General features: G+C 65.8%; 22 protein-coding genes. 11 read left to right on the forward strand and 11 right to left on the reverse strand.

Annotated elements, in window-relative coordinates:
• Nucleotides 1–26: 26 nt before the first annotated feature.
• From phaZ to rph, 4 genes are all read right to left on the reverse strand, one after another.
• Complete coding sequence (phaZ, locus tag FR728_RS14300; RefSeq protein ID WP_149893396.1) at nt 27–1670, reverse strand: polyhydroxyalkanoate depolymerase; 1644 nt, start codon at nt 1668–1670, stop codon at nt 27–29.
• A gap of 338 nt (nt 1671–2008) precedes the next feature.
• A complete protein-coding gene (hemW, locus tag FR728_RS14305) occupies nt 2009–3184 on the reverse strand; it encodes a radical SAM family heme chaperone HemW (RefSeq protein ID WP_149893397.1) in 1176 nt (391 codons plus the stop codon).
• On the reverse strand, nt 3181–3819 hold the full coding sequence (gene rdgB, locus FR728_RS14310; protein WP_149893398.1) for an RdgB/HAM1 family non-canonical purine NTP pyrophosphatase: 639 nt from the start codon (nt 3817–3819) through the stop codon (nt 3181–3183). Before rdgB ends, hemW begins: the two co-directional genes overlap by 4 nt.
• 32 nt (nt 3820–3851) lie before the next feature.
• Nucleotides 3852–4565, reverse strand: coding sequence for a ribonuclease PH (rph, locus tag FR728_RS14315; RefSeq protein WP_149893399.1), 714 nt, complete (start codon nt 4563–4565; stop codon nt 3852–3854).
• Nucleotides 4566–4755: 190 nt separating this feature from the next.
• Here rph and hrcA point away from each other — a divergent pair, with 190 nt between their 5' ends.
• The 3 genes from hrcA to FR728_RS14330 all read left to right on the forward strand — a co-directional run bounded on the left by hrcA (nt 4756) and on the right by FR728_RS14330 (nt 7104).
• Complete coding sequence (hrcA, locus tag FR728_RS14320) at nt 4756–5835, forward strand: heat-inducible transcriptional repressor HrcA (protein WP_208998835.1); 1080 nt, start codon at nt 4756–4758, stop codon at nt 5833–5835.
• Nucleotides 5836–5926: 91 nt separating this feature from the next.
• Complete coding sequence (locus tag FR728_RS14325) at nt 5927–6271, forward strand: CPCC family cysteine-rich protein (RefSeq protein WP_188318912.1); 345 nt, start codon at nt 5927–5929, stop codon at nt 6269–6271.
• 23 nt (nt 6272–6294) lie between these two features.
• Nucleotides 6295–7104 (forward strand): HesA/MoeB/ThiF family protein, encoded by an 810-nt coding sequence (locus tag FR728_RS14330; protein ID WP_149893402.1) that lies wholly within the window; start codon nt 6295–6297, stop codon nt 7102–7104.
• Nucleotides 7105–7143: 39 nt separating this feature from the next.
• Here FR728_RS14330 and FR728_RS14335 read toward each other — a convergent pair whose 3' ends face one another.
• A complete protein-coding gene (locus tag FR728_RS14335; RefSeq protein WP_149893403.1) occupies nt 7144–8235 on the reverse strand; it encodes a citrate synthase in 1092 nt (363 codons plus the stop codon).
• A gap of 115 nt (nt 8236–8350) precedes the next feature.
• On the opposite strand from FR728_RS14335, the gene FR728_RS14340 reads away from it, so the two are divergent.
• Complete coding sequence (locus tag FR728_RS14340; RefSeq protein ID WP_149893404.1) at nt 8351–9544, forward strand: citrate/2-methylcitrate synthase; 1194 nt, start codon at nt 8351–8353, stop codon at nt 9542–9544.
• Here FR728_RS14340 and FR728_RS14345 read toward each other — a convergent pair.
• Entirely contained in the window at nt 9520–10434 is a 915-nt protein-coding gene (locus FR728_RS14345; protein ID WP_149893405.1) for a LysR family transcriptional regulator, read from the reverse strand. The genes FR728_RS14340 and FR728_RS14345 overlap by 25 nt on opposite strands.
• A 108-nt stretch (nt 10435–10542) precedes the next feature.
• Here FR728_RS14345 and FR728_RS14350 point away from each other — a divergent pair, with 108 nt between their 5' ends.
• Both FR728_RS14350 and FR728_RS14355 read left to right on the forward strand, forming a co-directional pair.
• Complete coding sequence (locus tag FR728_RS14350; protein WP_149893406.1) at nt 10543–11094, forward strand: carboxymuconolactone decarboxylase family protein; 552 nt, start codon at nt 10543–10545, stop codon at nt 11092–11094.
• An 83-nt stretch (nt 11095–11177) separates the two neighbouring features.
• Complete coding sequence (locus FR728_RS14355) at nt 11178–11804, forward strand: pyridoxamine 5'-phosphate oxidase family protein (RefSeq protein WP_149893407.1); 627 nt, start codon at nt 11178–11180, stop codon at nt 11802–11804.
• Nucleotides 11805–11937: 133 nt separating this feature from the next.
• On the opposite strand, the gene FR728_RS14360 is transcribed toward FR728_RS14355, so the two are convergent.
• From FR728_RS14360 to FR728_RS14375, 4 genes are all read right to left on the reverse strand, one after another.
• Nucleotides 11938–12219, reverse strand: coding sequence for an SCP2 sterol-binding domain-containing protein (locus tag FR728_RS14360; protein ID WP_149893408.1), 282 nt, complete (start codon nt 12217–12219; stop codon nt 11938–11940).
• Between the two features lie 137 nt (nt 12220–12356).
• Nucleotides 12357–14159: an IlvD/Edd family dehydratase gene (locus FR728_RS14365; RefSeq protein WP_149893409.1), complete on the reverse strand. Its 1803-nt coding sequence runs from the start codon at nt 14157–14159 to the stop codon at nt 12357–12359.
• Nucleotides 14160–14198: 39 nt separating this feature from the next.
• Nucleotides 14199–15866 (reverse strand): HAD family hydrolase, encoded by a 1668-nt coding sequence (locus FR728_RS14370; protein WP_149893410.1) that lies wholly within the window; start codon nt 15864–15866, stop codon nt 14199–14201.
• A 586-nt stretch (nt 15867–16452) separates the two neighbouring features.
• Nucleotides 16453–18093: an adenylate/guanylate cyclase domain-containing protein gene (locus FR728_RS14375; protein WP_208998823.1), complete on the reverse strand. Its 1641-nt coding sequence runs from the start codon at nt 18091–18093 to the stop codon at nt 16453–16455.
• A 261-nt stretch (nt 18094–18354) separates the two neighbouring features.
• Here FR728_RS14375 and FR728_RS14380 point away from each other — a divergent pair, with 261 nt between their 5' ends.
• A complete protein-coding gene (locus tag FR728_RS14380) occupies nt 18355–19701 on the forward strand; it encodes an FAD-binding oxidoreductase (protein WP_149893412.1) in 1347 nt (448 codons plus the stop codon).
• 147 nt (nt 19702–19848) lie between these two features.
• Nucleotides 19849–20208, forward strand: coding sequence for an ArsC family reductase (locus tag FR728_RS14385; protein ID WP_188318913.1), 360 nt, complete (start codon nt 19849–19851; stop codon nt 20206–20208).
• Between the two features lie 25 nt (nt 20209–20233).
• Here the strand turns inward: FR728_RS14385 and FR728_RS14390 are convergent, their stop codons facing one another.
• Nucleotides 20234–20650 carry a YcbK family protein gene (locus FR728_RS14390; protein ID WP_149893413.1) on the reverse strand — a complete coding sequence of 139 codons (417 nt, stop codon included), beginning with the start codon at nt 20648–20650 and terminating at the stop codon, nt 20234–20236.
• 209 nt (nt 20651–20859) lie between these two features.
• On the opposite strand from FR728_RS14390, the gene FR728_RS14395 reads away from it, so the two are divergent.
• The 3 genes from FR728_RS14395 (at nt 20860) to FR728_RS14405 (ending at nt 22980) form a co-directional block, all read left to right on the forward strand.
• A complete protein-coding gene (locus FR728_RS14395) occupies nt 20860–21651 on the forward strand; it encodes an energy-coupling factor ABC transporter ATP-binding protein (protein WP_149893414.1) in 792 nt (263 codons plus the stop codon).
• On the forward strand, nt 21648–22307 hold the full coding sequence (locus FR728_RS14400) for an energy-coupling factor transporter transmembrane component T family protein (RefSeq protein ID WP_149893415.1): 660 nt from the start codon (nt 21648–21650) through the stop codon (nt 22305–22307). The genes FR728_RS14395 and FR728_RS14400 overlap by 4 nt, the downstream gene beginning before the upstream one ends.
• A gap of 94 nt (nt 22308–22401) precedes the next feature.
• Entirely contained in the window at nt 22402–22980 is a 579-nt protein-coding gene (locus tag FR728_RS14405; RefSeq protein WP_149893416.1) for a biotin transporter BioY, read from the forward strand.
• The last annotated feature ends 485 nt before the right edge of the window (nt 22981–23465 follow it).

Here is a 23465-nt window from a genome sequence, read left to right on the forward strand (position 1 = left end):
ACCGATTTTTGGTTGCACACCCTGCGTCAGCTCACGGTTTCGGAGAGCTTCCGGGCCTGCTCGATCCAGTTGTCGCGGGCAATGCGTCCCCGGAAATCGAGTTTCGTATCAAGGGCTTCGATCTGGCTCTCGGTCAGACCGGCGATCTGCCAGTAATGGAAGATCCCGGCCTCGTTGAGGGCGGATTCCAGCTTCGGGCCGACGCCGGCAATCGCCTTGAGGTCATCGGCAACCCCTTGCGGCTTGGCGAGAAGGATCTTCTCCAGCGGATCGGTCGCGGCAGGCTTCGAGGCTGCCGAAGACTTTGCGGCAGCCTTGGTTGCGGCCTTTGCCGGAGCTTTCGCCGCCTTCGCTGCGGGCGCAGCCTCCACCGTTTCAGCAACGGCAGCCGCTGCGGCCGGGGCCGGCCTCGCCGGGGTGGCAACCCGCCCACCCGGGATCGGCTGGCGGTGGGACTGGATGAAATCGAGCACCCGCGGGCAGATCTCGGCCCGCCAGCGCGACCCGTTGAACACCCCGTAGTGGCCAACATTCGGCTGTTCGTAATGGGCCTTCATGTCCTCCGGCAGGGAGGAGCAGAGATCATGGGCGGCGCGGGTCTGGCCGCGGCCGGTGATGTCGTCCTTCTCGCCCTCGACCGTGAGCAGTGCCGTGCGGCGGATCTTCGAGCAATCGACCGGGGTCGCGCCGTGCATCATCGTGCCGCGCGGCAGGGAATGGTCGATAAACACGGTTTCGACGGTCTGGAGATAGAACTCGGCGGTCAGGTCCATGACGGCCAGATATTCGTCGTAGAAGTCCCGGTGCTTGTCCGCGTTGTCCCCGTCGCCTTCCACCAGATGCTGGAAGAAGTCCCGGTGCGCGGTCATGTGCCGGTCCAGGTTCATGCTCATGAAGCCGGTGAGCTGCAGGAAGCCCGGATAGACCTCGCGCATGAAGCCGGGATGGGGGAAGGGCACGGTCATGATCACGTTGCGGCGGAACCAGTCGATGCCCTTGTCCACGGCCAGCTGGTTCACGGCGGTCGGTGCGACGCGGGTGTCGATCGGCCCGCCCATAAGGGTCATGGTCGCCGGCACATAAGGATCGTCGCGGCCTTCCATCACGGCGACGGCGGCCAGCACCGGCACGGACGGCTGGCAGACCCCGAGGATATGGGTGTCCGGGCCGAGGAAATGCAGCATCGAGATGATGTAGTCGATGTAGTCGTCCAGATCGAAGCGGCCTTCCTGGACGGGCACCATGCGTGCGTCGATCCAGTCGGTCACGTAGACGTCGGCGCGGGGCAGCAGGGCTTCCACCGTGCCGCGCAGCAGGGTCGCATAGTGGCCGGACATGGGTGCCACCACCAGAACCTTCGGATCATTGCGCCGGGTCTGGACGCCACGCTCGAAGTGGATCAGGTCGCAGAAGGGGCGGGACCACACCCGCCGTTCGGTCACCGGCACGCGCACGCCGCTGACGACCGTGTCGTTCAGCCCGAACTCCGGCTTGCCGTAGCGCCGGGTCATGCGCTCCAGAACCTCGCAGCCGGCGGCAACGGACCGGCCGACTTCCGTGTGGCTCATGGGATTGAGCGGGTTCTGGAAGTAGAGCTTGGTCATGTCGGCTGCGGCCCGCATCGGGCCCATGATCGCATGGTTCAGCTCGTAGAACTGGTAATAGAACACGCCTGGATCTCCTTGTCCGATCGGGCAGGGCGCCGGGGGTCATCCGGAAAGAGGTCTCTCCGCCACCGGGGTACGGGCGCGCGAACCTTCTGCGCGTTGCAGCGTCGGATCCGCGTCCTGCTCTGTCCGATCTGCCGGGAAGGGGCCCCTGTCCGACGGATGTCGGCAGGATGCCGGGTCACGGCCGGTATTGCATTGCGAAAGCATAGACCTCGCAATGAACCGGCGCAATACTGCCTTCTGCTGGGTTTCGGCGCAAAAATGCAGGCGTCATCCGCAGGAATGCCGATGTCGTGAAGTCAGGTTGCCGAAGCGATACTGTCAGATTTTGCAGTGCGTTAAGAGGCGAGGTCCGCCACCACCGCGTCCAGAACCGAGAAGCCCTCCCGCGATGCACGCAAATGGGTCGCGTCGATCCGCTCCACCATGCCGTGGGAGATCAGGTCGTCGATCTTGTTCTCGTCCATCTCGCGGCCGGAGAGCTTTTCATAGCGCTCAAGGTCGATGCCCTCGACCAGTCGCAGGCCCATCAGCAGATACTCGTCGCCCTGTTCCTCGCAGGTCAGGCCGACATTCTCGATCATCCCGTGGCCGTTGGTTTCCACCGCCTCGAGCCAGGTTTCCGGGTGCCGTTCGGTCGATGTGGCGAGCTTGTTGACCCCCACCGTCAGACGGCCATGGGCGCCCGGTCCGACGCCCACATAGTCGCCATAGCGCCAGTAGACCAGATTGTGCCGGCATTCCGCCCCCGGGCGGGCGTGGTTCGACACCTCATAGGCGGGCATGCCATGGGCTTCGGTCACCGCCTGGGTCAGTTCATAGAGCTCGGCACCCATGTCCTGATCCGGGATCTTCAGCTTGCCCGCGTGATAGAGCGTGTGGAACGGCGTCCCTTCCTCGATGGTGAGGGAATAGAGGGAGAGATGATCGGCTGCCAGCGACAGGGCGCGGTTCAGTTCCGCTTCCCAGGCCTCCGGCGTCTGGTCGGGGCGCGCATAGATCAGGTCGAAGGACAGGCGCGGGAAGGTGTCCCGGGCCATCTCGATGGCGCGCAGGGCCGTCTCCACGTCATGCAGGCGGCCCAGAAGCTTCAGGTCACGGTCCTGCAGCGACTGCACGCCCAGCGACACCCGGTTGACCCCGGCGGCCCGATAGCCGCGGAAGCGTTCGGCCTCCACGCTGGAGGGATTGGCCTCCAGGGAGATCTCTACCTGATCGTCCAGCGTCCAGTGCCGCGAGATGGCATTCAGCAGCCGCTCGACGGTCCTCGGCTCCATGAGCGACGGGGTCCCGCCGCCCAGGAAGACCGAATTGACGACACGGCCTCCGGTCAGTTCCGCGAAATGGGCCAGCTCCCGCTCGAAGGCAGCGGCAAAGCGCGCCTGATCCACCGGCTGGTGCCGCACATGCGAGTTGAAGTCGCAATAAGGGCATTTGGCCGCGCAGAACGGCCAGTGCAGGTAGATGCCGAAGCCGCCCGGAATGGCGGAGTTGTGACCGGAGGTCTGGTTCATTTCGTCTCCAGGCACGCCTTGGAAAAGAGCTGGAAGGCCCGCGCGCGGTGGGAGAGGGCCGGGCCGGTGTCCGACCAGCCGTGCTTTTCCTCCGCCGTCATCTCGCCGAAGGTGCGCTCGTGCCCGTCCGGCTTGAACATCGGGTCATAGCCGAAACCGGCGGTGCCGCGCGGCGGCCAAACCAGATCGCCTTCCACTTCGCCGCGGAAATGCTCCACATGGCCGTCAGGCCAGGCCAGGCACAGCACGCAGACGAAGGAGCCGCGGCGCTGGTCGGGGCTGGTCGCCCCCACCGTCTGCAGCTTTTCCTCGATGGTCCGCATGGCCATGGCGAAGTCCTTCTCCGGCCCGGCCCAGCGGGCAGAATAGATCCCCGGATCGCCATTCAGCGCGAAGACGCAGAACCCGCTGTCATCGGCGAGCGCCGGCAGCCCCGACGCCTGCGCCGAGGCCACGGCCTTGAGTTCCGCATTGGCCTCGAAGGTTGTGCCGGTCTCTTCCGGTTCCGGCAGGTCCAGCTCTCCGGCGGAAATAACGTCGAAGCCATGGGGCGCCAGCAGGTCGTTGATCTCGCGGATCTTGCCCTTGTTGTGGCTGGCCACCACCAAGCGGCCCGGTTCCAGCTTTCTGGTCATGGGTGTTCCTTGTGGGATCGCGCGCAAGCGCCTCAGAGGATGGACAGCTTCTGCAGCTCGACCAGACGGCCGATACCGGTCTTGGCGAGGCCCATCAGCTTGGCGAATTCCTCTTCCGAGAAGGGCGCGCCTTCGGCCGTGCCCTGGATCTCGACGATGCCGCCCGAGCCGGTCATGACGAAATTGGCATCGGTCTCGGCGGTGCTGTCCTCGGCATAGTCCAGGTCGAGCACGGCCGTGCCCTCATGGATGCCGCAGGAGATTGCCGCGATGTGGTCCTTCAGCGGGTTCTTCTTGACCATGTCGCGGGCGCGCATCCACTCGATGCAGTCGCGCAGGGCCACCCAGGCGCCGGTGATCGCGGCGGTGCGGGTGCCGCCATCGGCCTGGATCACGTCGCAGTCGACGGTGATCTGCACTTCGCCCAGCGCTTCCAGATCCACGACGGCGCGCAGCGAGCGGCCGATCAGGCGCTGGATTTCCTGGGTGCGGCCGGACTGCTTGCCGGTGCTCGCCTCGCGGCGCATGCGGTCGCCGGTCGAACGCGGCAGCATGCCGTATTCCGCCGTGACCCAGCCGCGCTGCTGGCCGCGCAGCCAGGGCGGGATCCGCTCTTCCAGGGAGGCGGTGCACAGGACGTGCGTGTCGCCGAACTTGACCAGGCAGGAGCCCTCGGCATGTTTGGAGACACCCCGTTCCAGGGTGACGGGACGCAGCTCGTCGGCAGCGCGTTTGGACGGACGCATGGAAGGCTCCTCGCTTGTCGCCAGCCCGTGGGTCTGGCGCGGTGTCGGGAAGGTCTGGTTTTCACAGCAATTGGCCGCCTTGTAGACCCTCATGCCGGGCAACGCAAAGGCTGCTTGCACGCAATGCGGTTTTTGCGCCTATATCTAGGGCAGGTTCGAACCGGGGTCGGAAGGCTCCGTCGGACGTGTTCTGGACCATGGGCCTAAGGAGAAGTTTCAGGTGAGCCTGAGCGATCTGGACAAGCGTTCTCGAGAGATCTTCCGGTCGATCGTGGAAACCTATCTGGAAACGGGTGAGCCGGTGGGCTCCCGCAATGTGTCCCGTGCCCTGAACATGTCCCTGTCGCCGGCGTCCGTCCGCAATGTGATGTCCGATCTGGAGCATCTCGGACTGCTGCAGTCGCCGCATACCAGCGCCGGACGCTTGCCCACCCAGATGGGCCTGCGCTTCTTCATCGATGCGCTGCTCGAGGTCGGTGACCTTTCGGCCGAGGAGCGCCAGCAGATCGAGGTGCAGGTTCGCGCCTCGCGCCGGGCCAACTCCTCCGAGCAGATCCTGACCGAGGCGAGCCAGCTTCTCTCGGGCCTGTCCAGCGGTGCGGGCGTGGTGCTGACCCACAAGTCGGACCTGCGCCTCAAGCACATCGAGTTCGTTCGCATCGAACCGCTGAAGGCCCTCGTGGTGCTGGTGGGCGAGGACGGCTCGGTCGAAAACCGGGTGATCGACCTGCCGGAGGGGCTTCCCTCCTCGGCACTCGTCGAAGCGGGCAACTATCTCAACAGCCGCCTGCAGGGGCGCACCCTCAGCGACGTGCGCCGGGAGCTGGAGACGGCCCGCGAACAGAACCAGGCGGCCCTCGACAAGCTGAGCCAGAAGGTCATCGATGCAGGCCTTGCGGTCTGGAGCCAGACCACGGCGGACGAACCGGGAACCCTGATCGTGCGCGGACGCTCCAATCTTCTGACAGATGTGGGCGCGGTCGAGGATCTGGAACGCATCCGGCTTCTCTTCGACGATCTGGAAAACAAGCGGGACCTGATCCAGCTCCTGGGCCTTGCAGAGAAGGGCGATGGGGTGCGGATCTTCATCGGATCCGAGAACAACCTGTTCTCCCTCTCCGGCTCCTCATTGATCGTGTCGCCGTATCGCGATAGGGAGCAACGCATCGTCGGCGTTCTGGGGGTGATCGGGCCAACCCGGTTGAACTATGCCCGGGTTATCCCCATGGTCGACTATACAGCCCGGCTTGTCAGCCGGATCCTTGGCTAGGCCGCACCGGGACAGGGCGCCAGGGCACACGGGCGGCGGAGAGGTCTCCGCAGCCGGAACCCGGATGTTGAACAACCCGGAAATGGATATCATGGACAACGATCAGACCCACGACGCGCCTGCCGACGACGAGCAGATCATCCCGGCGGAAGAGCTCAATCTCGTGCCGTCTCGCGGCAGTGCCTGCCCGTGCTGCGGCAACCTGACCCTGAGTGCCGACCCGGCCGAGGCCGACTGGGACATCTGCCTGGTCTGCTTCTGGGAAAACGATCCGGATCAGCGCGGCGACGAGACCCTGGCCGCAGGCGCCAATCCGGTCAGCCTGGCGGAAGCCCGGCGCAACTACCAGGCCTTCGGCGCCGCCGACAAGAGCCTGAAGGATCACGTGCGCGCCCCGCTGCCCCACGAGATCCCCAACGAAACATCCGGCGCCTGACCGCGCCGAGGGAGACCCACGCCATGCAGAGCCTCACGCCCGCCGAACTGGAACGCTACGCCCGCCATATCGTGATGCGCGAGATCGGCGGTCCGGGCCAGCAGCGGCTGAAGAAGGCGAAGGTGCTGGTGATCGGTGCCGGCGGGCTTGGCGCGCCGGTGCTGCAATATCTGGCGGCGGCCGGCATCGGCACGCTTGGCGTGGTCGATGACGACGCGGTCTCCCTCTCCAACCTGCAGCGTCAGGTGATCCACGACACGGAACAGCTGGGCGAGCCCAAGGTGGCCAGCGCCGCCGAGGCCATTGCCCGGCTCAATCCCAATGTCGAGGTGAAGCCCTATCCGATCCGCATCACCGGGCAGAACGCCCTGCAGCTGGTCTCCGCCTATGATCTGGTGGTCGATGGCTCCGACAATTTCACCACACGCTATCTGGTTTCCGACGCCTGCTTCTTCGCCAGAAAGCCTCTGGTGACGGCCGCCGTGGGGCGTTTCGACGGGTCGATCACCACCCTGAAGCCCTATCTCGACGGGGAAGACGGCACGCCGAACCCCACCTACCGCTGTCTTTTCCCGAAGAAGCCGGAAGACGGCACCCTGCCCACCTGCGAGCAGGCGGGCGTGCTGGGGGCCCTGACCGGGATCGTCGGCGCCATGCAGGCCATGGAAGTGATCAAGGAGCTGACCGGGACCGGCGAAAGTCTGGTCGGGCGTCTCATCCTGTTTGACGCCCTGACCTTCCGCATGGAAACCGTGCGCTACAAGTGGTCGCGCAAGAACCCGCTCAGCGGCTACGCTCCCAGAAGCTGGAGCGAGATGCTGGAAGAGGGGTGAGGGAGACCGGCGTCTCCCTGTGATGCGGCCAGCCTTGCCTCACGGTCCCACATAGATCGACTGGGGCCGGATCAGCCGGCCCTTGGCCTGCTGTTCGGCCATGTGGGCGCACCACCCGGCGGAGCGCCCGACGGCAAACAGTGGCGTGAAGAGGCTGCGGTCGAAGCCGATGGCCTCCAGCAGGACCGCCGTATAGAACTCCACATTGGTTTCCAGCACCCGGTCCGGTTTCGCGCGCTTAAGCGCTGCAAGCGCGTCCCGCTCCACCGTCTCCGCCAGCCGCAACCGTCCGGTCTCGGCGGAAAGCCGTGAAAGCCCCTGTTTCAGAACGTCGGCCCTGGGGTCGCGGGTCCGGTAGATCCGGTGTCCGAAGCCCATCAGCCGCCGTCCCGCGGCCAGTTCCTGCCCGATCCAGCCCGCCACGTCGCCACTTGCCTCCGCCGCATCCAGCATGTCGAGCACCGGTCCCGGGGCCCCGCCGTGGAGAGGCCCGCTGAGCGCACCCATGGCGCCAAGCAACCCCGCCTTGGGTGCAGCCCCCGTTGAGGCAATCACCCGTGCCGCAAAGGTGGAGGCATTGAGCCCGTGATCCAGAACCGTGGTCAGATAGCGGTCGAGCCCGTCCACGTGGCTTTGCGGAGCCTGGGTGCCGTGGATCATCCGCAGCAGATCGGCGGCAACCGGAAGCGCCGGATCCGGAGCCATGAGACCCAGTCCGGATTTCAGCCGGAACCCGTTGGCGAGGAAGACCGGCAGCGCCCCCGCCAGCTCCAGCGGATGGAGTTCGTCGCCGACGGGCAGCGCGGCGAGGCCCAGCTGCATCATCTCGTAGACGGGAAGGCCCAGGTCAGCGGCAGAAAGCACCGGCAGGACGTCTTCGGCGCGCTTGCGCCCGGAGGCCAGCACCTTGCCGACGTCCGTCAGGCCGGGCCAGAGATCGGCCACCAGATGAGCCACCGCATCCTCGAAGCGGCCGGCACTGGCGAGAGCTTCGAGCGGGCGGCCGCGCAGGATCAGCTTGCCCTCCGTGCCGCGCACGTCGCTCAGGGTCGTCGCGGTGACGACGACGCCTTCCAGCCCCTCGGCAACCGCGGCACTCATGGGGGACGTGATGGGGGTTGAAACGCTCATGGCAGTCTCTCCTTCTCTCGGGCCGCCCTGGGGGAAGAGTGGAGACGGCCTGTCTTGAGCGCGAAGGAAGCGGATTTTGCTTGAGGCGGTCAATATTGATAAATACAATCAATATATGAACGCGCCTGTCTACCTTTCCGCCCGTGAGGCGGCGACCGAACTCGGCGTCCAGCCGGCGACCCTCTATGCCTATGTGAGCCGGGGGCTGATCCGCTCCGTGCCCGGTCCGGGCAAGCAGCGCCGCTATGATGCGGCCGATGTCCGCGCGCTGCAGACCCGACGGGACAGGGAAAGCGGCAACTCCGGCGGCCCGCTCGCCACAGAGGGCGCTCCCACCCCGGCTCTTGAGACACGGCTGACCCTGATCACCGAGGAGGGGCCGTTCTATCGTGGCCACCGGGCAACGGATCTGGCGCGATCCTCCTCCCTGGAGGCCGTGGCGACCCTGCTGTGGGGTTGCCGCGATGATCCCTTCGCCGGGGTGTCCGCCCCGGAGGATGCCGGCCTGCTGTCCCTGCCCGACGGTCTGCCGCCGCTCGAGCGCCTGATGACACGGCTGGCGACCTGGCCTCTGGTGGACCGCTCCGCCAGCGTCCAGACCCGGGCGCTGCTGGCCCAGAAGGGCGCTCGTCTGCTGCTCGCCGGCGTGTCTGCCCTTCTTGAGCGCCCGTTCTCGACGGACCCGGTGCATGTGCAGATGGCGGAAGCCTGGGGCGTGACCGATCCCGCCGCGCGGGAAGCGATCCGCGCCGCGCTCGTGCTGTCCGCCGATCACGAGCTGAACACCAGCGCCTATGCGGTGCGCTGCGGGGCCTCCACCCGCGCGCCGCTTCATGCCTGCCTGCTGGCGGGGCTTGGCGCCTTCTCCGGTCCGCGCCATGGCGCCCATTCCGACCGGGTTCTTGCCTGGCTGAAGGATGTGGACGAGCCGGACACGGTCGCGCCCCTGTTCCGCGACCGGCTGGAGCGGGGCGAGGATCTGCCGGGCTTCGGTCATATGCTCTATGCGGGTCCGGACCCTCGGGCGACCTGTCTTCTGGATCTCATCCGCACGCCGTCTGCGTCCGGTCTCTTCCTCGAGAGCCTGCCGACCGTGATTGCCGCGGCAGAAGACATGTATGGCCTTGCTCCCAACATCGATTTTGCCCTCGCGGCCCTGCAGCGGGCCTGCGGCCTGCCAAGGGCGGCACCCAAGCTGCTCTTCTGCGCCGGTCGGCTTGTCGGCTGGATTGCCCATGCCATGGAGCAATACGAGCAGCCAGCGCTGATCCGGCCCCGGGCGGCCTATGTGGGGCCGAGACCGGCCTGAATCGTGCTCATCCGGCTTTTCAGGCGCGGCGCGGCAAAGTCGAGGAAGGAGCGCACCTTCTGCGGCAGAAGTCCGGAGCGCGCATAGACGAGGCTGACGGGCACCGGCTCGGCCTCGTGGTCTTCGAGCACCGTGGTCAGCGTTCCCGCGCGCAGCGCCGCCTTCGCCTGATAGCACAGCACCCGCGTGACCCCGAGCGAAGCGGCCGCCGCCTCGAGGGCGGCCTCGGCCGTGTTCACCGTCAGCCGGGGCGTGATCTCCACCGTCTCGCCTGACGCAAAGTGCCAGTTTCCTCCCGGCGTCAGAGTCTCGAAGGCCACGGTGGCATGGGTCGAAAGCTCCGCTGGAGAACGAGGAATGCCGTGCCGTTCCAGATAGGCCGGGCTGGCGCAGACGATCTGGCGAATGCCGCCGACCGTGCGCGCCACCATCTGGCTGTCCGGAAGGCGGCCGATGCGCAGCGCCACGTCCACATGGCCCTCGGTGAGGTCAAGCGGATGGTCCGACTGGATCAACCGCCCGGTAATGCGCGGGTGTGCGTCCAGAAATTCGGTGAGCACCGGCAACAGGTGCAGGCGGCCGAAGACGATCGGCGCGGTGAGGGTCAGGATGCCCTTTGGCTCGGCATATTCGCCCGAGGCTGCCCGCTCGGCTTCGGCCACATCGTCCAGTATGCGCCGGCAGGCCAGCGCATAGGACAGCCCCGCTTCCGTTGGCCTGAGCCCGCGCCCCGCCCGCAGGAACAGCCGCACGCCCAGATGGCTCTCCAGCTCGGAGATCTTGCGGCTCACGGTGGTCAGGGGAACCGCAAGGGTCCGGGCGGCGCCGGACAGGCTTCCCGCGTCCACCACTTGCAGGAACATGGACATGGCATCGAGGCGATCGGTCATGGTTTCCAGCTTTCGGAAGGGTTCCTGCCAAGTTTGGCGGATGGTTTTGAAATCTGGAAATCACATCTTCGGGTCATCGCCAATGCGTAACCCGAAAGGACCTTTGCAATGCCCCGTATCCAGACCCCGGCCAACATCGCCGCTGCCCCCGCCGCTTCCCAGCCGCTGCTCTCCCAGGTGGAAAAGCAGCTGGGCGTCGTGCCGAACCTCTTCCGCCTCGTCTCCCTGAGCCCGGCGGCCCTGGAAGGCTATCTCGGCCTCTCCGGCGCGCTCTCCAAGGGTGCTCTGGAAGCCCAGACCCGTGAACGGATTGCGCTCGCCGTTGCCGAAATCAATGGCTGCGACTACTGCCTCTCCGCCCACACCTACCTCGGCAAGAACCTGGCCAAGCTGGACGACGCGGAAATCGCCACCAACCGTCAGGGCCGTTCGTCCGACGCCAAGGCCGATGCCGCCGTGCGCTTTGCCGCCAGCGTCACCCGTGCCCGTGGCCGGATCGGCAGTGAAGATCTGGCTGCCGTTCGCGCAGCCGGCTACAGCGATGCCCAGATCGTCGAGATCGTTCAGCACGTCGCGCTGAACACCTGGACGAACTACATCAACAATGTCGCTGAAACCGAAATCGACTTCCCGGTGGTGAAGTCGGCACAGGCCGCCTGAGCGGCCTGAACGGACCCGGTGGGCCTTTCGCCCCTCATGCCCACCGGGACCCTTCTTTCCTTTTCCCGACAATCGAGGCTGCCATGACCCGGAAAGAGCACGGGGCCGCATCTGTGCCTTCAAGCGATGTGGCCTTCACCGAAACCGTCAAGGCGATCCAGAGCGCCAAGGGATCGCGCGAGATCTATGCGCATATGGAAGAGGGAGGCGCCTGGGAAACCCGGATCACCCCGTTCCTGGAACGCTTTCTCGCAAACCGCACCAGCGCCTATCTCGCAACCGCCAATGCGCAGGGCCAGCCCTATATCCAGCATCGCGGCGGGCCTGCGGGCTTCCTGCATGTGCTGGACGAGCAGACCATTGCCTTCGCCGATTTTGCCGGCAACCGGCAATACATCACCCTCGGCAACCTGGCAGAGAACCCGAGAGCCCACCTGTTCCTGATGGATTACGCCTTCCGGGAGCGGGTGAAGATCTGGGGGGAAGCCCGGGTGGTCGAGGATGATCCCGCGCTGCTGCAGCGGCTGGCGCCGACAGGCTACCGGGCCCGCCCGGAGCGCGTCATCCTCTTCACGATCAAGGCCTGGGATGCCAATTGCCCGCAGCACATTCCCCGGCTGCTTTCGCCTGCGCAGGTGAACGAGGAGCTGGCCCGGCAGAAGGCGCGCATCGCCGAGCTGGAGGCGGAGCTCGCAGACTTGCGCAAGTGACCGCCCAGTGACCGCCCCTTGAAAAGCGAAACGCCGGCCCGCCCCCGTCATCATGAAGGGGCGGCCGGCGTTTCATGTCATGTCGATCCGCAGATCGCCCGGTTCTGGAAGTCCGGTTCTCAGACGCCCGGTCTTAGACGATGGAGCCGAGCTTCATCGCGACGCTCATGTCGCCTTCGACGCTGATCTTGCCGCTCATGAAGGCTGCGGTCGGGTTCAGTTCGCCGTCCAGCAGGTCCTTCAGGTTGTCTGCGGAGATCTTGATCGTGCAGTCGGCATCCGCGTCGTCGTTCGAAACGCTGGAGCCCTGAACGAAGATCTGGCCGTCAGCGCCCATGTCGAACTTTACGCTCTCGTCGATGCCGCCGCCGGCGACCTTGGACTTCACGGCTTCGGTGAGGGATTCAAGGCTCATGGTTTCCTCCTCGGAAGGGTCACTGTGCTCCGGCAGGGGCTCCGCCGGTTTGAAACTCAAGAAGCATACCGTTTACGTAATCGTCAAGAGGAGATCCTCGGCCTGTGCCGCAAATCCCCTCTCGCCGCTCCTGTCGGTCAGTGATTGTCCCGCGGCAGGCCCTTGGTATGGGCCACGTCCTGGTACTTCACCGCCGGTTTCAGCACCATGCCCTTGTCGAACTGGTCGACGATGGCGCGCTGGATTTCCTGCCAGGGGGTCTGGTGCGGGGCATAGGCAAAGCCGCCCGCAGCCTCCAGATCGCTCCGGCGCTGGGCCAGCTCCTCATCGGAAATCAGGATGTTGGCCGTACCCTTGCGCAGGTCGATGCGCACCCGGTCGCCGGTCTTCAGCAGCGCCAGCCCGCCCATGGCGGCGGCTTCCGGCGAGGCATTGAGGATCGACGGCGAGCCGGAGGTGCCCGACTGGCGTCCATCGCCGATGCAGGGCAGGGAGGTAATGCCGCGCTTGATGAGGGCTGCCGGCGGCTGCATGTTCACCACCTCGGCGCCCCCCGGATAGCCGATCGGCCCGGTGCCGCGAATGAAGAGCATGCAATGCTCGTCGATCCCCAGATCCGGATTGTCGATGTTGTCGTGATAGTCTTCCGGCCCCTCGAAGACGATCGCCCTCCCCTCGAAGGCCTCCGGATCATCCGGATTGATCAGGTAGCGGTTGCGGAACTCTTCCGAGATCACCGAGGTCTTCATGATCGCGCTGTCGAAGAGATTGCCCTTCAGGTTCAGGAAGCCGGCACGCTCCTTCATCGGCGCGTCATAGCTCTTGATCACGTCGGGCAGCTCGATCTCCCGGCCGGCACAATTGTCGCCGATGGACTGGCCGTTGACGGTCCTGGCACCCGGATGCGGCAGCTTGCCGTGGCGCATCAGCTCGGCGACAACGGCCGGCACACCGCCGGCGTGGTGATAGTCCTCGCCGAGATAGGCGCCCGCAGGCTGGAGATTGACCAGCAGCGGAATGTCGAGGCCGATCTCCTGCCAGTCGTCATTGTCGAGGCTCACCCCCAGATGGGCGGCAATGGCGTTGAGATGGATCGGCGCATTGGTCGAGCCGCCAATGGCCGAGTTCACGACAATTGCGTTCTCGAAGGCTTCGCGGGTCATGATATCGGAGGGCTTCAGGTCTTCCCACACCATGTCGACGATGCGCCGACCGGTTTCATAGGCGACCTGTCCCCGCTCGCGGTAGGGCGCTGGAATGGCGGCGGAACCGGGCAGCTGCATGCCGAGGGCTTCTGCCAGCGAGTTCATGGTCGTGGCCGTGCCCATGGTGTTGCAATAGCCCACAGAGGGGGCGGAGGAGGCGACCAGATCCATGAAGCCGTTGTAGTCGATCTCGCCGGCCGCCAGCATCTGCCGCGCCTTCCAGACGATCGTGCCCGAGCCGGTGCGCTCGCCCTTGTGCCAGCCGTTCAGCATCGGGCCCACGGACAGGGCAATCGCCGGAATATTCACCGTGGCCGCTGCCATCAGGCACGCCGGCGTGGTCTTGTCGCAGCCGATGGTCAACACCACCCCGTCGATCGGGTAGCCGTAGAGCAGTTCCACCAGGCCCAGATAGGCCAGGTTGCGGTCCAGCGCGGCGCCGGGGCGCTTGCCGGTTTCCTGGATCGGATGCACCGGAAACTCGAAGCAGATGCCGCCCGCCTCGCGAATGCCCTCGCGTACGCGCTTGGCGAGTTCCAGGTGATGCCGGTTGCAGGGGGAGAGGTCCGAGCCCGTCTGGGCGATCCCGATGATCGGCTTGCCGGATTGCAGCTCTTCGCGGGTGAGCCCGAAATTCAGATAGCGCTCGATATAGAGCGCGGTCATGCCCGGGTTGTCCGGGTTGTCGAACCATGCCGTGGACCGCAGGCGCGGCGCCTTGGTGGACGTCGTCATTTTCCTCTCCTCGTCAGGCCGGGTTGGCAGCGCATCGCCCTATTGGTTTTCGGGGGCTGGACGAAGCTGTGACCGGTCCGGCTGCGCAGGGTGATCGGAAGCTGGGGTTCTGGCAAGCCCTGCCCGCGCCGAACCGATGTCCAGACTGCTCAGGGCAAGGGGAAGAAGGGCCAGAAGGAGGGCGAGAGCCAGGGGGATTAGCCCCAGTCCGGCCGGAACGGACAGCATGCCGGCGAGCACGAGGTTCCAGAGGGTCATGCGTTTCTCGCGCAGGGCAATCCGGTCATTAAAGCTCAGCAGGCCCGGCACGGCCATCAGGTTTCCGTCCAGCACCTGGGCCACCTGCTTGATCCCGCGCTCGTCGTTACGCTTGAGCAGGCAGATCAGCAGGCTGTTCGGGGCCCGTTGCGGCCGGTAGATGAACAGCGCATTGAGGTGACCGACGGCCGCAGCGGCGGCACTGGCCCGCTCCTGGGGGGCGATGCCATGGCGGAACCCTTCCGCGCCGATGGCATCGGTGAGCCAGCGGGTGGCCGGCGCGCTGACGCCGGAAACGATCAGCGAGGCGCATCCGTTCTGGCGCAGGGCGCGCACCGCATCGGGGGCCGCAGCCTGCAGCACACCCTGCAGCGCCAGCACGCCGACCACCCGTTGTCCCACCGCCACGAGCACGCAGATCTTGCCGGCGCTCTCGAAGGTGCGGCACAGGGAGGTCGCGGTGAACGTGTCGATCTTCAGCCGGTCCATCAGGGCGGTGTTGCCCACCGCCACCGGTTCGTCCCCGATCATCGCGACGATGCCGAGACCCGGCGCTTCCTCATGCTCAACCGGCTTTTCCTGGGGCACGTCCCAGTCCCGCGCCAGATCGCGAATGGCAGTGCCGATCGGGTGCTGGGCAAAGGCTTCGGCGGTCGCCGCAATCGACAGCAGCACCTCCGGCTGCTTGTCGAAGGCCTTCACGTCCGTCACCACAAAGCGCTCGGAGGTCATCAGCGTCGGCCGGTCGAAGACCACCGCGCCCAGGCTGCGCATCTCGCGAAGCAGCTGTACGTCGGCCAGAACCAGACCGCGGGCCCGGGCGTGCCGGTTGGCAATGCGGGTGAGCTGACGCGCCAGGAGATCCATGCCGTGCGGCCAGAGCAGAAGCAGAACGCTGCCGCCGGTCGCCAGCGCGTTCTCGACCAGCCGCGCGAAGTTGGGTTGATCGGGCGTCCCGGTCAGGCCGGCAAAGCCGTAGAGCCCGGCGAGCACGCCGAGCGACGTCGCGGCCGCGCACTGGATCAGCAGCGATTTGCGGCTCCGGAAGGGCGAAGGTTCGGTCATATCCAGCCGCACGAGAACCCGCGCGCCGGCGCTCAGGATCAGAAGAAGCGCGGCCGTCGCCACCGCCGGCAGAACCGTCTGGGCCGACAGGCCGACCGAGAAATACAGCGCGCCGTCAAGGCCGATGAGGGCGGTTCCGATGCCGAGGGCCAGCGTCTCGATCACGCTCACGCTTCGTCCAGCCTTGCCCGTCAGCCCGCTGCGCAACAGGTCGAGGGCGGCCAGCAGCGCGGAGGCGACAGCGCAGCCGGAGGCGACAAGGGCCAGCGTCTCGTGGTCTCCACCGAGCCAGCCGGACAGGCTGACCAGAAGAGCCGGGATCACGAGAAGGAGCGCCAGAAGCGGCAGGGCGGCAGCGCGAAGGGCAGTACGATCAGGAAGCATGAGGACTGCGGCAATCTGAGGAAGGGTCGGGCAGCGGAAGGGTCGGATCGGAGATAGGGACGAAACCCTAACCGATAAAGAGGCGTAAACGGGGCGGTGGAGCAAAGGACACAGGAATTTTCAGCAGGGGCCTCCCGTGAGGCCGGAACCCCCATGAGGCTGGAACCAAAGGGGCCGACGGTCGTTCGATCCCGAGGGCATTTCATGCGTGTGCCTCTGGGTGTCCCGTCAGGACGTGCCCTGTCCGATCGCCTTATCTTTCACTGCGGAACATGATCCGCGATTTTCCTTGTGTTGCTGCAACTTGCAGCAGCTTGCCGGAATCTTCTGCACTAGATGACGCTGAGTCTCGCAATTTTTGGCTAGATAGCTGTTTCCATCAGTGTCAGATCTTGTTATAATTACCCTACGTTAGAAATCCGGTCCGCCGTATTTAAGGGCTTGTCACTTACTTTATGTAATTGGCTCATTTCTTTCGAGAATTTTTATTTTTTCACGGGGAGAGAGGGAAGCCTCTCTCCCTTTTTCACGACTTCCCTTCCCCAGACGACAGCGCCCCCCGCAACAGGGAGCTCTGCAGCTGTCGTCACGCCGCATCCGTGCGGCTCGGGCTGGTGAGGATGGTGATCCCCGCCTCCTGGGGCAGGCAGATCACCGCAAGGGGCTGCTGGCGACCGCGAATGCTGACCTGGCGCAGGCTGTCTTCCGGAGGCATGCCCAGCCCGGCTGCAGTGATGACATCGTGGGACACGGCGGCGAGAGCGTTTTCCTCCTTGGCGACCCCTTCCAGACGGCTGGCCACATTGACTACATCGCCAAGGGCTGTCAGTCCCGAGGCAACGCCTGCCTGACTGTCGAGACCGATGCGCCCGAGGATGCAGGTGCCCCCATGCAGGCCGACCGCGATCTTCAGCGGAGCGGACAGGTGCCCCTTCAGGTCCAGGTTCACCTGCTCCAGCTCTCGGCCAAGGGCGTCGATGCACACCAGCGCGTCGCGGGCGCCGCGGCCCATGTCCTGATCCACGCCGAACAGGGCCATCACTCCGTCGCCCATCACCTTGTCGATCACCCCGCCGTTGCGGGTCACGGTCTTGACCACACCGTCCACATAGCGGTTGAGAATGAAGACCACGTCGAAAGGAAGCCGGCCTTCGCTCATGGCGGTGAAGCCGCGCAGATCGATGAACATCACCACCACCGGCTGTTCCACCCCCCAGCGATACCGGTCCGCAAGGCCCGGCGCCTGCAGCTTGCGGCCGTGGCTCATCAGGGGGCGGACGACCATGTCCGTCATCGGCCGGATCTGGCAGGCCAGCCGCACGTTGCTGCTGGCTCCGATCCGCTTCAACACCTGCGCCTCGGTGGGGCCGGGCGCGCGCAGATCCGCCTCTCCGGCCAGCACCAGGGTCCGGCAGGTGGAGCACCGTGCCCGCCCGCCACAGACCGACATGTGCGGCACGCCCTTCATGCGGCTGATCTCCAGAAGGGTAGGCCCCGGGGCGGCGCGCACGGTTCGCCCGTCCAGATAGGTGATGGCGATCCGGCGCTGGAAGAAGGCAATGCCATACCGCAGGACCAGTCCCAGCAGGATAAACACGATCAGGCCATAGACGCCGAGCCGGACCATCAGCACCAGATCCAGCAGCTCCGCCTTCTGATAGGGCGTCACGTTGAGCTTGCGCAGGCCGGCCAGCTCCAGCCGGCGGGCGGCGGAAATCCATCCGGTCAGCGCCAGCAGCGGCAGGACAGCCGCTGTGATGGCAAGTTCGGTCTGGATCCGGCGATACCAGCTCTTCAGCTTCAGCCAGTGGTGCAGCCCGAGAACCCCGTGCAGCCAAACGATCACCAGCAGCCCGCTTTGCCACCAGGCATCGCCCGGCCACAGGGCCGTCAGTTCGTGGCGGTAGGAAATGGCCGAGCCATAGGCCATCTCGGCACCGCGGGTGACGAAGATGTGCTTGATCAGCACATAGGGGATGAGCAGGCCCAGAACGATCTGCGCCGCCTCCCAAAGGGGCATCCGCAGGGTCCGCCGTTCGGCCAGCTTCCACAGCCCGAGCAGCGCATGAAGAACCATCGCGCCATAGAAGATCCAGGGGAACAGCGTCGAACCCGTCACGATGCCGCGCAGGGACTGACCCCAGTCCATCAGCTCCAGCGAGACGTTGCCGAAGGCATGGTTGAGGAAGTGGAAGAAGACGAAGGTGAACAGGATGAGCCCGCACACCAGACGCGTCTGCTGAAGAATTGATCCCCTGCCCGGGGGATTTGCCTTGTTTTCAATCACCTGTCTCTGCCCCCTCCGGGCAACATGCTTCGGCGCCGGGCCGGGTTCAGGGTGGCGCGGCACGCGCTCCTGCGGCCGCTTCGCCCATTTAGGTCTCTCGTCTGGCGGATCTGGCGCGTGGCTTGCAAGCATCGGGCGCTGAGGATCCTGGCCCGTTGCAGCGCAAGGCCGGGCCCGACCAGACAGGAAGGAAAGCCCATCATGACCCGGTTGCAGGAGTTCACCGCAGCGATCTCTAAGATTGATCATGCCACGGATCCCGCCACGCTGCGCCTTAAAAGTCGGGACTTCTTCTGGTTCTCGCCGGTTCTGAAGCCTCAGCTCGAGGACTGCCGTGCGGAAATCGTTGTGCGCCCTGTGAACGTGGAAGGGGTGATGCAGGTGGCATCCGCCGCCGCCCGCCTGCGCCTGCCCGTCACTATCCGCGGCGGGGGAACCGGCAATTACGGACAGGCCGTTCCACTGGAGGGCGGCATCGTGCTCGACATGGGCGGCCTCGATCGGGTGCTGGAAGTCGCCCCGGCGGTTGGCACCTTCGAGGCGGGCGCCACCATGCTGGAGATCGACAAGGCGCTGGCCCCTGACGGCCAAGAGCTGCGGTTCTATCCCTCCACCCGCAAGCAGGCGACCATCGGCGGTTTCGTCGCAGGGGGAGCTGCGGGCGCCGGATCCTGCACCTGGGGTCAGCTGGCTGATCCGGGCGCGGTTCTTGCCGTCCAGGTGGTCACGGTGGAAGAAGAGCCGCGGCTGATCACCCTCGAGGGCCCGGATGTCCTGAAGGTGCTCCACGCCTACGGGATCAACGGCATCATCGTCTCGGTCACCGTCCCGCTCGCCCCGGCGCATCCCTGGGCGGAACGTCTGCTGGCCTTCCCGGATCTGGAACGCGCCGCCGCCTTCGGCCAGGCCTTTACGGAAGCCGACGGCATCGCGAAGAAGCTGGTCTCCGTCTTCGACCCGCGCATTCCGCCCCGGCTGGGCCGCCTCGGCAAGGCCGTGCCGGAGGGCCGCGCTGCAGCCATCGTCATGGTGAGCGAGCCTCAGGCCCGCGCGCTCGAGGATCTGGCCCGGGGCTTTGACGGTGAGGTGGTCTTTGCCCGCTCTGCGGCGGATGCAACCCGCGCGGCCTTTGAGGGAAAGGGCGCTCTCGCGCCTCTTTACGAATACACCTGGAACCACACGACACTGCATGCGCTGAAGCGCGATCCGTCCATCACCTATCTGCAGCTGCGTTTCCCGCCAGAGGGCAATCTGGCGGCCGTCTCGCGCATCGCCGCCCGTTTCGGGGATGAGGTTCTGATGCATCTGGAGTTCCAGCGCCGGTTCGGGCGCGTCACCTGTTCCGCCCTGCCGCTGGTCACCTTCACCACCGAACCGCGCCTGCGCGAGATCATCACCGAGATCGAGGCGCTGGGCGCACAGGTCTCCGATCCGCACAGCTATGTTCTCAACAATGCGGGCTGGAAGCGGGTAGATGCACCCCAGCCCGAATTCAAGCGTCACGCGGATCCCCACGCCTTGCTGAACCCGGGCAAGCTGGTCGGCTGAGCCGTGATCTGGGCGGGCGGGTGTCCGGTCTTCTGTTGGCCGATCCGCCGGTTTTCCCCGCTTTCGTGAGCGCAGGCCTTGCCTTGGGCGGGGCCTGCGGCAAATCTGCGGCCAAGATCAAAGACAGGCCCGAAGGCGAGGTTTCCCATGAAGATGTATGGCATCCGCAACTGCGACACCGTGAAGAAGGCCCGCGCCTTCCTGGATGAGGCGGGCATTTCCTACCAGTTCCACGACTACAAGAAGGACGGCGTCGACGAGGAGGTGCTTCAGGCCTTCGTCGGGGAATTCGGCTGGGACACGGTTCTCAACCGGCGCGGCACCACCTGGCGCAAGCTCGACGACGAGGTGAAGGACGGTGTGACCGATGCCGCCAGTGCCGTGGCGGTGATGATCGAGCACCCTTCCACTATCAAGCGCCCGCTGGTGCAGGCCGAAGGCCGACGCTTCACCGGCTTTGATCCGGTGGCCTGGGAAATGGCGCTGGAGCTGGGCGAGTTCCGCTGACCCGGCCTGTCGGGCCAGGGCCGCATCACCAGGTGCGGCGCGGGCCGGTGTCGATGTGATAGTGGCCGGAGGAATAGTGCTTGTAGCCGCCCACCTCCGGCTGCGCCTTCAGGAAGGCGATCACGGAAGCCGGTGAGCCATTGACGGAGAAGTCCACCGCGCGGCAGTTCAGGTGATAGGAGTCCTTTGCTCCTCCCTTCCACCAGTTCTCCAGCCACCAGCGCTTGGTGGAATGCACCTTCACCGGCCCATAGGTGGCCGCGACCCGGTTCAGTACCTTCTTCAGCTTTCGCGGCACGCACCATTCCGTGTCATTATAGGCGATGGCATCACTCGAGCCGGTCATCCAGCCGAGCCCGGTCACGCCGGCAACCGAGCCGCAGCCGGAAAGCGCGAGGCCGAGAACAACGAGAATGGCGACGGTCTTCAGGCGGGAAGCCATGGGACAGATCCCTTGCGACAGGAGTGAGAAAGAGGGCTTGAGCGCGCGAGTCTGCGCCCCCTTCGTTAAAAATGTCGTGACAAACAGGGTTAACCGTTAACCCCACATTCTCGCCTTGCGGCAGCCGCACATGCGCGCAGGCTTTGACAATCCGCCTGTCCCGGTGAATAAGCGCCAGCGCAAGGGGCAGGAAAGACCGGGAGCATCGGGTGTTCTGGCGCAAGCGAGCTGAGACGCAACGGACGGCAGCGGCGGTCTTCGACCTGAAGGCCGACCCCTGGGCACGCCTGTCGTCTGTCGGTCTGGAGATCGACGGGCGGACCATCCTTCAGGACCTTACCCTGGAGCTGCGCGAGGCCCGCATTGGCATCGTCGGCCTCAACGGTTCCGGCAAGAGCTCCTTCATCCGCCTGCTCAACGGTCTGCGTCAGCCGACCTCCGGCCACCTCGAGATCTTCGGCGTCGATGCGGCTCTCGATCCGGCAGCTCTTCCCCGTCACGTGGGCTTTGTCTTCCAGAACCCGGACCATCAGGCCATTTTTCCCATTGTCGAGGAAGATGTCGCCTTCGGCCTGACCCAGCTTGGTCGGCCCAGGGACGAGGCTCTGGCCGCCGCACGGACCTTCCTTGTCGATCACGGGGCCGGCCATCTGGCGGCGCGGCCCATAGCCGACCTGTCCGAGGGCCAGAAGCAGCTTGTGGCGATCCTCGCCGTTCTCATCATGCAGCCGGCGGTGATCCTGTTGGACGAGCCCTTCTCCGCCCTCGACGGGCTCGCCGGCCGCCGCCTGCAGGAGTGGCTGGCCGCGCTGCCCCAGCGGCTGGTGCTGATCAGTCACGATCGCGCCCACCTTCAGGGCTTCGAGCGGATCCTCTGGATCGAGGATGGCCGGTTGCGCGGGGATGGCGATCCGGCGACGGTTCTGGCGGCCTATGACCGGGAGATCGAGCGCCGCGCGACCTTGGCGGGACCGGGCGGCTGGTCGGAGGGGCACCTGTGATCTGTCTCTATGTCGAGGGGCGCTCCTGGCTCCATCGTCTTGCCGCAGGCTGGAAGCTGATTGTCCTGCTTCTCGTCAGCATTCTGATCATGCAGCTGCGCAGCGTGCCGCAGCTTTCCCTGGCGCTGGCGGCCACCCTGGCACTCTATCCCGTGCTCGGCGAAGGCTGGATCCGTCGCCTGCAGGTGCTGCGGCCGCTCTGGCCGATCCTGGTCATCATTCTGCTTGTTCACGGCCTGCCCGGCGACTGGTCCCTCGGCCTCCTCGTGGTCCTGCGTCTGTGCACCATGGTGCTTCTTGCTCATCTGGTCACGCTCACCACCCGCCTCGATGCCATGCTGGCGGCGATCGAGCCCCTGTTCCGGCCGCTGGCCTGGATCGGGATCTCGCCCCGGCTGCCGGCGCTGGCCATGGTGCTGGTCATCCGCTTCGTGCCGGTGCTGGCAGGAATCCGGGAGGCCCTGGACGAAGCCTGGCGCGCCCGGGACCCCTCCGAAAGGGGACTGGGCCGCCGCCGGACCAGATGGTATGGCAAGTGGCGCAAGATGCGCGCGCTTCTGCCCCCCCTCCTGATCCAGGCCCTGCGCCTGTCCGATCAGGTGGCCGAGGCCCTGACAGCGCGCGGCGGCGCGGCCGGCTTCCGGCCCGAGCCATGAGAATTCCCGGCGCCGGGCCCATCGCCCCGCCGGACAGTTTCGCCCGGCAGTCCCGGCCGCGGGATTGCTCCATGCGAGTAAAGAAGGAAAAGACATGACGGAACACAACAGCGGGCAGGCAAAGGATCGCGCCCTGGTTCAGATCGCCCTCTATGCGGCGGTCATCGCGGCGCTGGGCTTCATGCCGCCGGTGCACATTCCCTTCCTCGGGGGCACGCCCATCACTGCCCAGTCCCTGGGTGTCATGCTGGCAGGCGTCATGCTCGGCTCGCTCCGGGGTGGTCTGGCCGTGGTGCTCTTCCTGGCAGTGGTCGCCATCGGTGCGCCGCTTCTGGCCGGTGGTCGCGGCGGTCTCGCCGTTTTCCAGTCGCCCTGGGCCGGCTATCTCTTCGGCTGGCCGGTTGCGGCCTTCGTGGCGGGTCTGACCATGCGCGCGACCCGGTCCCTGCCGGTCTTCCCGGCAGCCTTTGCCTCCGCCGTTCTTGGCGGCATCGTCGTGCTCTATGCCATCGGGGTGACCTGGTTCTCGGTCCTGTCCGAAAAGGCATTCCTGGAGACCCTGGCCGCGTCCACCATCTTCCTGCCCGGCGATCTGCTGAAGGCCGCCGTGGTGGCGGCGGTCGCGCAGACGGTTGCCCGCGGCCTGCCGCGCGCGCTCGCAAGCCGCGCCTGAGGGCCGGCGCGCCTCTGTCCCTTTCCCGGGAGTGGGCGAGAACAGGGGCAAGACGAGATCAAGAAAGGGGTCCGGACTGCATGGTCCGGGCCCCTTTCTGCTGAAAGGGCCAGGGAGTTCCCACGCTTTGCCGGGTGGGGAAAAAAGCTCGCTGGAGCCTGTGGATAGCGAAATTTCGAGATTTCTGGCGGATTCCGTTGCGTCCGCGCGCGGGTTTTGCGCAGTTGTGCACAGGGAGCGATCAGCGGCGCTGATTTTTCGGGCAGAATTTTCCAGACGAGTGTTGACGGTTTTGGGGTGGGTGCGTATAAGCCTGTTCATCGACGGCGGCCAAGTCGCTGGCGACGGGGCGCTGCGCTCCAAATTCCCGAAAACGAGGGCTTGAGGCTCGAAAGTGATTTCGAGGCCGGCGTCTTTTGGTCTTCGGGTATGAACTTCGGTTCGGTTCTTTGACAATTTGGTATTGAAGGAAGGGAAGCGTGGAC

The sequence above is a fragment of the Roseibium aestuarii genome (assembly GCF_008477545.1).
Classification (GTDB): domain Bacteria; phylum Pseudomonadota; class Alphaproteobacteria; order Rhizobiales; family Stappiaceae; genus Roseibium; species Roseibium aestuarii.

Bases quoted from the DNA above. Each gene is read 5' to 3' on its own strand.
- FR728_RS14370 (WP_149893410.1), bottom strand. From the start codon at position 15,866: ATGCTTCCTGATCGTACTGCCCTTCGCGCTGCCGCCCTGCCGCTTCTG.
- FR728_RS14405 (WP_149893416.1), top strand. From the start codon at position 22,402: ATGACGGAACACAACAGCGGGCAGGCAAAGGATCGCGCCCTGGTTCAG.
- hemW (WP_149893397.1), bottom strand. From the start codon at position 3,184: ATGAACCAGACCTCCGGTCACAACTCCGCCATTCCGGGCGGCTTCGGC.
- FR728_RS14325 (WP_188318912.1), top strand. From the start codon at position 5,927: ATGGACAACGATCAGACCCACGACGCGCCTGCCGACGACGAGCAGATC.
- FR728_RS14335 (WP_149893403.1), bottom strand. From the start codon at position 8,235: ATGAGCGTTTCAACCCCCATCACGTCCCCCATGAGTGCCGCGGTTGCC.
- FR728_RS14355 (WP_149893407.1), top strand. From the start codon at position 11,178: ATGACCCGGAAAGAGCACGGGGCCGCATCTGTGCCTTCAAGCGATGTG.
- FR728_RS14390 (WP_149893413.1), bottom strand. From the start codon at position 20,650: ATGGCTTCCCGCCTGAAGACCGTCGCCATTCTCGTTGTTCTCGGCCTC.
- FR728_RS14365 (WP_149893409.1), bottom strand. From the start codon at position 14,159: ATGACGACGTCCACCAAGGCGCCGCGCCTGCGGTCCACGGCATGGTTC.
- FR728_RS14380 (WP_149893412.1), top strand. From the start codon at position 18,355: ATGACCCGGTTGCAGGAGTTCACCGCAGCGATCTCTAAGATTGATCAT.
- FR728_RS14345 (WP_149893405.1), bottom strand. From the start codon at position 10,434: ATGACCGATCGCCTCGATGCCATGTCCATGTTCCTGCAAGTGGTGGAC.
- rdgB (WP_149893398.1), bottom strand. From the start codon at position 3,819: ATGACCAGAAAGCTGGAACCGGGCCGCTTGGTGGTGGCCAGCCACAAC.
- FR728_RS14350 (WP_149893406.1), top strand. From the start codon at position 10,543: ATGCCCCGTATCCAGACCCCGGCCAACATCGCCGCTGCCCCCGCCGCT.
- FR728_RS14360 (WP_149893408.1), bottom strand. From the start codon at position 12,219: ATGAGCCTTGAATCCCTCACCGAAGCCGTGAAGTCCAAGGTCGCCGGC.
- FR728_RS14385 (WP_188318913.1), top strand. From the start codon at position 19,849: ATGAAGATGTATGGCATCCGCAACTGCGACACCGTGAAGAAGGCCCGC.
- FR728_RS14330 (WP_149893402.1), top strand. From the start codon at position 6,295: ATGCAGAGCCTCACGCCCGCCGAACTGGAACGCTACGCCCGCCATATC.
- rph (WP_149893399.1), bottom strand. From the start codon at position 4,565: ATGCGTCCGTCCAAACGCGCTGCCGACGAGCTGCGTCCCGTCACCCTG.
- FR728_RS14340 (WP_149893404.1), top strand. From the start codon at position 8,351: ATGAACGCGCCTGTCTACCTTTCCGCCCGTGAGGCGGCGACCGAACTC.